The organism is Methanolobus sp. (assembly GCF_030682845.1).
Taxonomy (GTDB): domain Archaea; phylum Halobacteriota; class Methanosarcinia; order Methanosarcinales; family Methanosarcinaceae; genus Methanolobus.
This window is the reverse complement of sequence record NZ_JAUXNK010000052.1, coordinates 42,408-54,002: the sequence shown is the minus strand read 5'-3', so window position 1 is coordinate 54,002 and position 11,595 is coordinate 42,408. Positions and strand designations below refer to the sequence as shown.

At 46.6% G+C, this 11,595-nt stretch carries 8 protein-coding genes; 4 read left to right on the top strand and 4 right to left on the bottom strand.

Annotated elements, in window-relative coordinates:
- Positions 1–140 precede the first annotated feature (140 nt).
- Entirely contained in the window at positions 141–1,634 is a 1,494-nt protein-coding gene (locus Q8J68_RS06350; protein WP_305310686.1) for a replication factor C large subunit, read from the bottom strand.
- A gap of 92 nt (positions 1,635–1,726) precedes the next feature.
- On the opposite strand from Q8J68_RS06350, the gene mtxX reads away from it, so the two are divergent.
- From mtxX to Q8J68_RS06335, 3 genes are all read left to right on the top strand, one after another.
- Positions 1,727–2,602, top strand: coding sequence for a methanogenesis marker protein Mmp4/MtxX (mtxX, locus tag Q8J68_RS06345; protein ID WP_305310685.1), 876 nt, complete (start codon positions 1,727–1,729; stop codon positions 2,600–2,602).
- Between the two features lie 121 nt (positions 2,603–2,723).
- Positions 2,724–3,518: a thymidylate synthase gene (locus Q8J68_RS06340; protein ID WP_305310684.1), complete on the top strand. Its 795-nt coding sequence runs from the start codon at positions 2,724–2,726 to the stop codon at positions 3,516–3,518.
- A 193-nt stretch (positions 3,519–3,711) separates the two neighbouring features.
- The gene (locus Q8J68_RS06335) at positions 3,712–5,115 is read left to right on the top strand and encodes a ribbon-helix-helix domain-containing protein (protein ID WP_305310683.1); all 1,404 of its coding nucleotides are present in this window, start codon (positions 3,712–3,714) and stop codon (positions 5,113–5,115) included.
- A 310-nt stretch (positions 5,116–5,425) separates the two neighbouring features.
- On the opposite strand, the gene ilvD is transcribed toward Q8J68_RS06335, so the two are convergent.
- Complete coding sequence (gene ilvD / locus Q8J68_RS06330; RefSeq protein WP_305310682.1) at positions 5,426–7,087, bottom strand: dihydroxy-acid dehydratase; 1,662 nt, start codon at positions 7,085–7,087, stop codon at positions 5,426–5,428.
- 526 nt (positions 7,088–7,613) lie between these two features.
- On the opposite strand from ilvD, the gene Q8J68_RS06325 reads away from it, so the two are divergent.
- On the top strand, positions 7,614–9,332 hold the full coding sequence (locus Q8J68_RS06325; protein ID WP_305310681.1) for a radical SAM protein: 1,719 nt from the start codon (positions 7,614–7,616) through the stop codon (positions 9,330–9,332).
- 4 nt (positions 9,333–9,336) lie between these two features.
- Here Q8J68_RS06325 and Q8J68_RS06320 read toward each other — a convergent pair whose 3' ends face one another.
- On the bottom strand, positions 9,337–10,368 hold the full coding sequence (locus Q8J68_RS06320; protein ID WP_305310680.1) for a flippase-like domain-containing protein: 1,032 nt from the start codon (positions 10,366–10,368) through the stop codon (positions 9,337–9,339).
- A 42-nt stretch (positions 10,369–10,410) separates the two neighbouring features.
- Positions 10,411–11,571, bottom strand: coding sequence for an NDP-sugar synthase (locus Q8J68_RS06315; RefSeq protein WP_305310679.1), 1,161 nt, complete (start codon positions 11,569–11,571; stop codon positions 10,411–10,413).
- Positions 11,572–11,595 lie beyond the last annotated feature (24 nt).

Sequence of the window (11,595 nt, the reverse complement as noted above, 5' to 3'; positions counted from 1 at the left end):
TAAGGCAAAAATGGATGAAATCGCAGAATTTTGCATCAATTTGTTTAAACTGTCAAATAGGTTTTCCTGACAAAAAAACGAAAATTTTGGGTTGAAAAAAATACATTCTTAGTCAAGGAGTGAAAACTGTCAAACTTGGGTTAAAAATCAAAGAGCGTCTTTTGGGGTTTTCTTTGGACAGACTTCCTGCTGGAATTGCCCTCGCTGCCGGAATTAGTATTCTGAACAGCGGCTTCAGCAATTGCAAGGGAATCCAGGCTGGTCTGGTCCGGTCCCTTTTTGAGAACTTTCACCCTCTCAGCCGGAGGGGTGAAAAAAGCAGGAGCTGATTCCGGCCCAGGACGCAGTTCCCTGGAACGGTCGTAAATATCCTGCAACCTCTTTGTCAGTTTCTTATTACCCATGATATGAGCCAGTTCATCCTGATCAAGATCAAGCTTTGCAACCACAGCCGGTGCATAATCATCATCCTCCAGCAGACGGGAATATACACGGGAGAGCTCGGTGCGGGAGTAACGCATGGACTCATGACTATGCGCCCCTATCTTGGAAGCAATATTGTCCCTCATGTTACGCCGGGAACGGATCTGCCCCATTTTCCTCCACAGGGAAGGAGATTGATATTTCTCAAAACCACCCCTCAGGCGTGACTTTGATACAACGGTACCACCTGTCATAAGTACACTGGCATATCGCCACAGCCGATAGTTCTGTCTTTTGCGTACGCGTCCAAGGAACCTGTCGGCCCGCGAGAGATAAGCATAGGCCTGCACAATGTCAGGAGTCAGTTTTTGCTCATCCTTGCCCGTATATTGGCTAGGCAGGTTCTCATCTATCCACTGGATAAGATCCTCAGGAGTTTCATCAAGACTGTAGCTGGCTTCCAGGGCAGCCTTGACGCTTTTGCCCTTGAATATCTTCCCTATCACTTTGAAGACAGACTCCTTATTGTCTCGCTGGGCGGTGGATATATCCTCAAGATGGACCTCTGTGCGACCGATGGCTGCAGCCTGCAGGTCATTGACAGCACTTCTAAAATCCCCGTCCGCATTCTCAGCAATCTTTTCTAAGGCTCCGATGCCGCACATAAGTCCTTCGTTCCTGGCAATCTCCTTAAGTGCAGGTATCATGGAACGCGCCTGTATTGCAGGGAACTTGATCTCCAGGCAGAGTGCACGCACAGAGGAAGATATCCCGTAAATGTCATTGGCTATCAGTATGATCGGCTGGCTGGTATTCTTTATCACATCGATTATCGCACGTGCACCTCCGCGATCACTGGTGCCGTGAAGGTTATCTGCTTCATCAAGGATAATGAGCCTCTTTCCGGACATGCCGGTGAGAGTACGCATCTGAGAAGCTGAACCTGCGACCTTCTCTATCACACTGGCAGTCCTCTGGTCACTCGCGTTGAGCTCGATGACCTCCCAGTCATAATCTGCTGCCATGGCGTGGGCGGAAGAAGTCTTACCGATACCTGCCTGTCCATGAAGGATCACAGCTTTCACATCAGGCGTACCATGAGCCCAGCTGTCACCCCATTTACGCAGCTCCTCTATCGATTTCTTATGGCCCACGACGTCAGCAAGTGTCCGTGGCCGGTATTTTTCTGCCCATTCCATCTGCATAGTCATAAACGATCATTACCCGATATCCAGGAAAAGTAATTAAGGTTTGCACATCTTTGTCTGTTCTGATTGATATCACTAATGGTAGGTATCTAGACATGGGACCAAAAAACACTGAAGACCTGCTTGAGATCATAGAGCAAAGAGCATTACAGAATAAAGCGCGGGTCGCCATAGGAGTAAGAGACCCGACCCCAAAGATGCTAAAAAGCGCAAAGGATGCCCATGATGCAGGCTATGCCCACGTGGTTCTTGCAGGGGACAAGAAAGAGATAGAGGCAATTGGAACGGACCTTGAGATCATAGGCACGAACGAACCGGAGAAAGTGCTGGGCGACCTTTTAAGATCAGGATATGTCGATGCTGCAGTCAGAGGCACTGCAAAAGCCTCAGGGACACTCGCTCATCTCAAGAAAGTGCTCAGCCAGGATAAACTGCACCGGATTGCACTGTTAAAGACCAGCTACGGGAAACCGTTCTTCATAGCACCCGTAGGTATTGATGAAGGGAACGACCTGGCGGATAAGATAGCATTTATACACCTCGGAGTTGAACATATACGCAGGTTTGGAATCGAACCTGTGGTGGGCGTGCTTTCAGGTGGAAGAATGGGGGATCTGGGGAGGGACCCGCGCGTTGACCAGACCCTTGCCGAAGGAGACTTCATCGTGAACAGGATAAGGGAAGCAGGCATAAATGCAAAACACTATACGATCCTTATCGAGGATGCTATAAAGGAAGCGAATTTCATCCTCGCACCGGACGGCATCTCCGGGAACCTTATCTTCAGGACACTCGTCTTTCTCGGGGGCGGGGACGGCATGGGAGCGCCAGTACTTATGGACAGATACGTGTTTGTGGACACTTCCAGGGTAGGGGGGCACTACACCAAGGCCATCATGCTTGCCAGTGCGCTTGTGAGCAGGAATGAAGCACATGTAAAACAGAAAGAAGCACATGTTGCTCCCTTGTAAGGGTATCGACCACATCCCCCATGCCATCAATGAAAAAAACAAATAATGATAATTATATTAACCCGGAAAACATTTTCAATCTGAGAACCAACTTTTAAGATGACCTCCGGTTCCGTATTGCGTGGCAAGCCCGCTACAAGGAATGATTAAAATGGAAGCTGTACTGATAAAGGCAAAAAGCATTTCTTCTGCATGGTCACAACTTATATATGAGATATATAAGAAAGGTGAGGAACACAAGCCGGATTACAAAACAACGACAAAAAGGGTTCATGCGACCATATATATTGAGGACGTGAACAACAACCAGGTCAATCAGGCAGTTCCTTTCGGCGAGAACCTTATTAAGAAATATAAGGAAGAATTGACTGAAGAGTATGCAGAATGGTATATTTCGCTCCCCGAGGATGACAAAAGGAAATTTGATTACTGCTATGCAAAACAACTTTTCAGGTATGGGGAAACGGCTTATAATACCCTGAGTGCCAATGTCGCAAACCTGCGCCCCGGTTCCAGGAGGCATGTGGGCGTGCTTTGGGAAAACGAGATCCACATCCCCAAATTTGAGGATCAGCCCTGCTGGATAGCCTACAAGATAGAGCTCCTTGATGAAAAACAGGCCCGACTGTACATCCTCTATCGATCATGGGATGCTTTCGGGGGGTTCCCTGCCAACATACCTGCAATTGTGGAAGGGGTTAAAAAAGTCTTCAAAGAGCAAAATCTTCCTTATGAAATAGAATCCCTTATAGCTACCGGCTGGGACACACACATCTATGAGGCAGACCTGCAGGCCGTTGAGAAGATATTCAAGACCAATGATATCTGTCCGCTATGCAAGTGTATTGCTCCTAAGCATTCCTTCATCCAGACAACCAAGGGGAAAGCCTGTCCCCTGTGTAAGAAGAATATGTAAGTGGCGGGTTTGTACATAATGTAATATATTGATATTAAATTGCATCTCTTTTTTTGTATACATTTTTTTATATATACTTCTCTGGATAGGTTGCTAATTCACTTCTCCTGAAATATATTTCCATTAAGTATATATGTATGAGATTTCATACACAAATATGATCTACATACATGTAACACCCTGAGAGATTGCAATGAAACGCCTGACTATTAGTATGTCTGATGAGCTTTTCGAAAAGCTTGACAGGATAGAGAACAAAAGCCTGTTCATCAGAAAACTGGTGGAAAGAGAGCTTGAAACGCTTGAAGATACACCTGACACCAGCAATAAACCATGGGTGCGCGATTTCACAATACTCAAGGAAAACGTAGATGATCTATTCTTAAAACTTACTGAATTTGAGAAACACCTGACAGGAAGAATCACCCTTAACCTGGATCCGGAACCACCTTCAGGCATGTTGCCATCGGATTCATTAATAGCATACAAAGGCAGACCCCTTGCACGCAACATTGGTGGCGATATTGGGCCAATAATAATTCCTATAAGCGAGAAAAGCATTGCTCCGTCGTGCACTGTTGTACCGGATGCCCCAGCAGAGATCATAGAGCTTGAGAAAAAGGAAATACAATTCACGAGTTCTGAAACAACACCCGGAAAGGCATTTAATGGAACGATGATCTATGATATCGCACAAAATTCCCCCGAAGAGCCTGTATTTGACCAGTCGGCAGTTTTCGCGGATTTAAATCAGCCGGAATATACTTTTGCGCAGGCACCGCTTGAAAATGCAGAGCCTGAAGTCCCTCCGATAATATCAGAATTCAAGCAAAAGGGTATAAATTCAAACGGATCAATTCCAATGGCCCCGGAGCTAACGCAACAAGTTACTCCTGCCAGCGACACAACTCCCATTATGCCGGCTTTTAAACAGCAATTTATTCCGATAAGTGAGCCGGTTCCGGTAATGCCGGCTTTCAATCAGCATTCCGTTACGGCAGGTGAGCCAGCTTCGGTAATGCCAGTTTTCGAGCAACAGGCAAAGCCAGTAAGTGAACAATCCTTTGTTATGCCGGAATTCAAACCTCAAGCTATGGCAGAACAGGAGGCTCGGATGGTGATGCCGGAGTTCAAAATGTCAGGAGATATGGGACAGATGGTACCAGCCATGCCATCCTTTGATACCCAAAGCGAGACAGCACCTCAGGGAGACTTAAGACAGCCCCTGTTCAGGCTGCATGAGATATCTGAGCCCCTTAAAACAGAAAAGATGCTTCCATTCATTGCACCCCTGATACCGGATGTGCAGGAAAAAGTACAGTCTTTACCGTTCATGGAAACTCAGCCTGCCGCGATGCCACAGGTGCAGCAGCAACCCAGGCAGTCCGCACAAAACAATGCGAAACCTGGCAAGCTCGAGGGCAATATACTAATGTACATGCCACGTGGTGCAAAGGTGAAAAAAGAGATCATAAAGAGCCTGATTTCAAAACAGTTCACCGAAGATGAGATCGAAGCAAAGATAAGCGAACTCGTTTCAGCAGGAGTATTAAAACTCAATGCAGATAGCGGGAACCAGTACCTCATACGTCCATGAGTTTTCAGAAGTGAGTCTGTTCTGTGAAGCTCGGAGAGGATGCTGGCATCATCAGACACCTCACGCACACGCTTCGCGAGTGGTCATAACATTTAGCGCAGACAAGCCATCCGCAAAGCATGCACGTATACATACCAGACGGCCTGCCGCAAATAGAACATAAACCTGTTCTTTCCATAAAGCTCATTTTGTAGACATACTTTAAAATAGTTGTTGCACACGGTCGCAGACGATGCAGAAACAAAAGGGATTTAGTATTCTTTAAAAAATGACAGGATGATGAACAGAGGGGCCATGGGGCCCTTCATGCTCATTCTATTATAGCGCCTTTACTTGCGGAACTTACAAATTTCCTGTATCTTGCAAGGTAGCCGGTCACGGGCTTTTCCAGAGAGACGAAGGTGGTTTTGCGCCTGGCAAGTTCCTCCGGAGTTACCCTAAGGTCCAGTTTCCTTCCGGGGATGTCGATCTCGATGATGTCTCCCTCTTCTACAAGACCTATGGGCCCCCCCTCCTGCGCCTCAGGGGAAACATGCCCTATACATGGTCCCCTTGTGCCTCCCGAGAACCTGCCATCAGTTATCAGGGCAACAGACTCGATCAGGCCCATGCCTGCTATGGCCGATGTGGGGGAAAGCATCTCGCGCATCCCGGGACCACCTTTGGGACCTTCGTATCTGATGATAACAACATCACCTGATACTATGTTACCTTTGAGGATAGCCTGCATTGCATCCTCCTCGCTGTTAAAGACACGTGCAGGGCCACTGTGCCGGAGCATCTTGGGACTCACTGCTGCCTGCTTGACAACGGAACCATCCGGAGCAAGACTGCCTTTGAGAACTGCAATACCGCCTTCCTTATGAATGGGCGCTTCAAGCGTACTTATGACCTGTGCGTTGAGCTTGGGATTTATTATCGGGAACTCATCCAGATTCTGGCCGATCGTTTTGCCGTTGACCGTCATCTGGTCAAGATGCAGTTTTGACTTAAGGCGCTGCATGATAGCCTGTATGCCCCCTGCACGCTCGAAATCGATCATATAGTATACTCCGCCCGGCTTGAGAGATATTATGTGTGGCGTGGTCCTGCTCAGCCTGTCAAAGTTATCAAGCGTCAGACTAAGACCAAAGGCGTGTGCAATAGCAGGCAGATGCAGAGTAGTGTTGGTGCTGCCGCCTATTGCCAGGTCCACCATGATAGCATTCTCGAATGATTCGATGGTAACCATCTTCCGCGACGTGAGGTTTTCGTGAATCATGGAAACAATGCGTTCGCCGGATTCTTTTGCAATGCGTATCTTCTTGGCATCAACAGCATGAGTTGTGGCACATCCTGGCAGACTTAGCCCAAGAGCCTCGGTCATGCAGGCCATTGTATTGGCTGTGTACATGCCCGCACAGGAGCCGGCACCGGAACAGGAACAATCCTCCAGAAGTTTCAACTGCTTCTCGGAAACTTTTAATGCCTGGCACTCGCCCACCCCTTCAAAGACGGAAATAAGGTCCCGATATTCATCGTCAACGTAACCCGGCATCATGGGCCCGCCTGTCACAACTATAGTAGGGATGTTCAGGTTGCCTGATGCCATAAGATGGCCAGGGGTTATCTTGTCACATGCGGTTATCATTACCATGCCATCAAGCTGGTGTCCCTGAAGAACAAGCTCAATAGAGTCTTCGATGGCTTCGCGGCTTGGGAGGGAATACCTCATTCCTTCATGGCCCATGGCTATCCCGTCGCATATACCAATAGTATGGAACTCAAAAGGAACGCCACCTGCAGTCCTTATCCCAGCCTTTACAGCCTCTGCGACCTTATCTAGATGGATATGCCCGGGGATCAGCTCATTCCAGGAGTTGACAACCGCTATGAACGGTTTTTCCATTTCAGAATCTGTCAGCCCGGTAGCTTTCAAAAGTGAGCGGTTTGGCGCACGCTCGAATCCTTTTTTGGTCTTGTCACTTCTCATTGGAAAACCTCTGTTTGAATGCCATGTAAACTACTATAGTATAATAGAAAAGGGGATATATAACAAGTGTGCGCCCTTGAGAGCCATAATAGTTCATACACGTTCCATCAAATGAAATCATACACATCATGACTGCCTTACTGCAAGCTTGTTAAGAAATATACATACATTTAATCACAGAATATCACTGTATGAAGTCATCACACCAAGTATGAAATAAGCATACATGGCATAAGGAGTAAGAAACTGACCATACCCATGCTGTTCGGGCGCAAAAGGGAAATAAGAGCATGAGCGAGAAATTGAATCAAATGCTCATCTAATACTTACCTGGAAGTAAGGTCACAAGCTATAGTTTAGACAAACTTAGAAGATACGGAGTTATCTTCTCAAATCAAATAAACGTGCAGACATCATGAGTAAAAGTAAGTAAAAGTTTGTACCATGCACTCTTGCAGAAAATAGATATTATAATATAGATAATCAACCGTACTCTTTGAGCCTATTCAATTATCCGCAGGGAATTATGACGATTAACAACGCAATGATCATTGACGGGTATGTGGACGAACCTGCATGCTTCGGAGTTCCTCCCTACATCTCCCCATATATTAGATACATAGCAGGAGCACTAAGGGAAAGAAAGTTCGAAGAAGAAGAGATCCATTATTTTACTATCGATTCTGTCAGGGCAGACCCTCATACTGCAGAGGAATTGATAAAAAAAGCTGATATTGTTATCATCGTAGCCGGGATGACAGTTCCAGGTAAATATCTCCGGTCAACACCTATCAGCCCGGGAGAAATTGAAAGCATTTTCAGCGCATCTCCTGGACTGAAAGTCCTGGGAGGACCCATAAGACTTGGATTTAGTTACGAAGGAGGGAAAACTGCCCGCTCACTCGGCATACAGGCAGAGAACGTCCATGCCTCACAGGCAGATATAGAAGCATTTGTGTTCGACATTCTTGAGAACAGCAGCACTATGAGAGATGTGGATAACTGTATCCACCGGTTCAGGAGTGTCAAAGAGATAGGAAGATGGAGTACAAAAGGTGCTTTCATAATAAAGAAGCATCCGGATTATCCCAACGTAGTTTGCGAGCTGGAGACATACAGAGGATGCGGGCGCAAAGTACATTGTTCTTTTTGCACGGAGCCGTTCTACGGGGCCTCGGACTACAGGCCCGTGGATGAGGTTATCCAGGAGGTTGCGAGACTATACGACCATGGAGCCCGGTTTTTCAGAATAGGACGCCAGCCGGACATACTCAGCTACCACGCAAGGGATACAGGAAGCGATATCCTGCAACCGGACCCCGAAGTGCTGCTATCGCTCTACCGAGGCATTCGCATAGTAGCTCCCGAACTACGGGTCCTGCACATGGACAACGCCAACCCTGCCACTATATCCTCATATCCTGAACAGTGCAGGGAGATATTCAAAACCATCGTACAATACCATACCCCAGGAGACGTTGCCGCTCTGGGAATGGAAAGTGCCGACCCGGAAGTTATCCGGGCCAATGACCTTAAGGCCATGCCTGAAGAAGTATTCGAAGCCATCCGCATGATCAATGAAGTCGGAAGAGCACGAGGAGTCAACGGGATGCCTGAACTGCTTCCGGGGCTCAACTTTGTGCATGGCCTTAAAGGCGAAACCAAAAAGACATTCCAGTTAAATCAGGATTTTCTCAGGAAAGTGCTTGATGCAGATCTTCTTTTAAGAAGGATAAATATCAGACAGGTCATGGCCTTCCCGGGAACTGAGATGTACGGCAATGATGAGCTTGTTACAAAGAACAAGCGAGTGTTCCTGAATTACAAAGAAAATATAAGAAAAGACATCGATCTGCCAATGCTCAGGAAACTCGTACCCTTGGGAACTGTTCTGAAAGAAGTCCTGTGTGAGGTCAATGACGGGAATATAGGTTTTGCAAGACAGATCGGCTCATACCCGCTGCTTGCAGGTATCCCTGCACAGATGCCACTTGGTGAGTTCATCGATGTGGTTGTAACCGGACACGGACATCGCTCGATAACAGGAGTGCCTTTCCCCCTTGACATCAATACAGCGCCCGCCTCACTAATCAGGGAATTACCGGGCCTTGGAAAGAATCAGGCCGTGGCAATAAAAAGCATGACGCCTTTCTCAGGCATAGAGGATTTTTTGAAAAGGACAGACCAGATGAAACTAAATAATGCAGAGGTTTTAAAGGACTATCTTATATTCAGCCAGAAATAAGGCCTCATCGCAGGAGCTTCTTCATCATTTCCGTGTCCTTTAGTATCCGGAAGCTGACAAAACCGCCAACTAAGAGATTCATGTAAAAGGTCAGCGCCCTCCATACGACAACAGTTATACCCAGAAGAGAGGAGCTTACAAAAACAGAAAATATAGTGGTTGCGCCAAACTCTGCAATACCACTTGCCCCGGGAGTTGCAGGTATTGCCATAAGGAGCACCATAAGCACCTGGGAGGCAATAACAACCAGTGGATTTGGATATTGATTCAGGCCGATGAGTATGACATACAGCATGGAGAATTCTACACCCCAGAAGAGGAAAGTATTCAACACACCATACAAAAGACCTTTGCGCTTTTCCTTTTTCATAAATAAGAAGATGCTGTCATGGAAATTCTCAAGCTCATAGTCCACTTTTGAGATAATATTCTCAAGCCGTGCATCAGTCCCGGCACCAACAAAAGGAGCTATCCGTTTTACAAAGAACATTGTCATTCTCCTTGTAGCCTCCGGTTTCCATACTGCATATAGCACCAGCACGAGAACCCCCAGTAAAAAGAATTCTGCTGTAATGAGCAGTGCATCAATACCCGGATCTTCCATTACACCCCTAAGAACATAGAGTGAAAAAGGTGCAAGGGACAGTATGATGATTCCATCAAGCAGTCTTTCACCAAGTACTACTGCAGATGCTTTCCCAAGAGGCATCCTGTCAATATGAAGAAGGTGTATCCTGACAGGCTCCCCGCCCATGGAGGAGGGAGTGACCGATGCTGCAAAGGTACTTGAGGTAACTATCTGAAAAGACCTTGCATTGCTTATTTTATAACCAAGTGTCTTGCACATACCACGAAGCCGCATACCCCATACAAGATATGACAAAAAATGTATGCAGGCTGCTGCGACTATATACTCCGGCCTTATGCTCAATAAGCCATGAATGGTACCGGTGTCAAATGTAAGAATTAAGACAACAATTCCCGATACCAGGCTTATGAGTAATGAGACTATAAGCCATTTCTTCAGCTTGTTCATGCGATCAGACCTGAAATGAAAAATGAGGCAAACAAAGTGTGCTTAAATATAGGATTCATTGATCATATCATTTTTTACACTTGTGCCACTAGGTATTATTATGTCAGGCCATATCTTTGTATTGGAATGCACCGTCGTGTTGTTCCCTATGACAACATTCGGCCCGATGACGGTACCATTCTCAAGACAGGAATTCTCAGACACTTGTGCCCCGTTATCAATTATCGAGCCCGATACATTACAATTACTGCCAATGGTAATATTGTTGAAGATATATGAGGACAGTATCCTTGATCCGTCATTGATAACGCAATTGGAACCGATGGTAGTATAAGGCCCTATGAGCACATTATCACCAATCCTTGTGTTCTCGCCTATCACCACAGGGCCTACAATCGCAGAGTTGGAGCCAACCGAGACATTATTCCCTAACTGGAGCGGCCCTGTCAGACGAGCATCCTTGCTGCTGAAATGCCCGACAATAGTAGTACCTGGCAAAGCTTCCAGCATCCACCTCTGAGCCTGCCTGTAAGCGGAGGCATTTCCCACATCAGTCCATTTACCGCGCGCGAGTATACCATTAATTTTGTAGTTCTTTGTAAGCATTGCTGGGAAAAGGTCTTTGGCAAAGTCGTATTTTGTGTTTGCAGGTATCCAGTCGAATATTTCCGGGTCGCACATGTATATACCAGTGCTTGCAAGATTACTGAATATCTCCCCGGGTCCGGGTTTCTCCAGGAATCTTCTTATCCTGTTATTCACATCCATGTCTGCGATACCGAATTCCCGGGGATCGTCTATGGAAAGGAGCCCAATGGTCACAAGGGAATCATTGATTTCATGAAAACGGTACATCTCTCTGAGATTAAGGTTCAATACGTGATCTCCGCCAAGCACGAGGAAAGGCTCATCTTTGAGATACTTCTCAGCGTTCTTTACCCCGCCTGCGGTGCCCAGTTTATCTTTCTCATATACATAATCGATATGTACCCCGAAGATACGTCCGTCCCCTAACTGCTCTTCTATGTTCTCCGCCATATACCCGAGAGTAATGACAATGGTATTGAAGCCCTCTTTGGAGAGATGCTCAATTAGATGTACAACAGAGGGTTTATTGAGTATTGGTATACTCGGCTTTGGTCTTTCAAATGTTAAAGGACGCAGCCTGGTCCCCTCGCCTCCACACATTATACAGGCCTTCATGCTTGTTTATGACGCAGTGTTCGT